This window comes from Gilliamella sp. B2923 (assembly GCF_026536565.1).
Classification (GTDB): domain Bacteria; phylum Pseudomonadota; class Gammaproteobacteria; order Enterobacterales; family Orbaceae; genus Gilliamella.
Window position 1 is genome coordinate 1 of record NZ_JAFNNZ010000052.1, and the last position, 742, is coordinate 742.

The window sequence follows — 742 nt, forward strand, 5'->3', positions numbered from 1 at the left end:
TCATTGCAACAGCAATCTTTGCAAAATCCATTACACCATAAATTAGCTGAGCTTGGTTTTTACCATAAATTCCCATACCCACTTGGTAGGGGGTGCCACTGAAATCAATCACGATTTTTTTTCCAAAGCAATACGCCTGTTCTGCACCCCAAATAAGAGTAGAGTTGGGATTTATTTTATTCTGCACTTTATAAAATTGGATAATAGCGTCGAAAATGTAGGGATTGGTTATCGTTAATGGCGCAAAAATAATTGCTCTCCATGAGGAATCATACGTTTCCAATTCACCAACATCAAACCCGCGTTTTTTAGCTTGCAATGGTGTAATGATACAACGTGGGTTTTCGATAAAATCTTGTTCATCGATGATTAACGGTTCGGAATCGCTTTCTGGTTTAGGTGAGATGTTAAAGATAATTGGTTGACCGCTAACTTCTTCTTCATCCTCAAGAGCGTCTAAAACTAAATTATGAAAATTAGCATAAATCTCTTTTGCCAAAGGATCAGTCGCATCACTAAACAACTCTTTTAGTTTTCTTAAGCTATATTTTCCGTTACCAAAAAGGCTCGCAGCGAGAGTAATGATTTTGCGACTTTTATAGGGGATATCACAGTCATTAAAATAATCAGTTAGCGTAGCAAGATTTTGCGGTATTATATAAAATTGACTGGATAAATTAGGTTGTTCTTGATAGCTCAATTGCAATAATGCAATCGCAACCGCTGTTTCTGGAGTAATCCC

Annotated in this window: 1 protein-coding gene; it reads right to left on the reverse strand. The window is 36.8% G+C overall.

From position 1 onward, the window contains the following. A partial coding sequence (locus J3U42_RS12300) for a hypothetical protein (RefSeq protein ID WP_267336616.1) occupies positions 1-742 on the reverse strand: 742 nt, incomplete at both ends.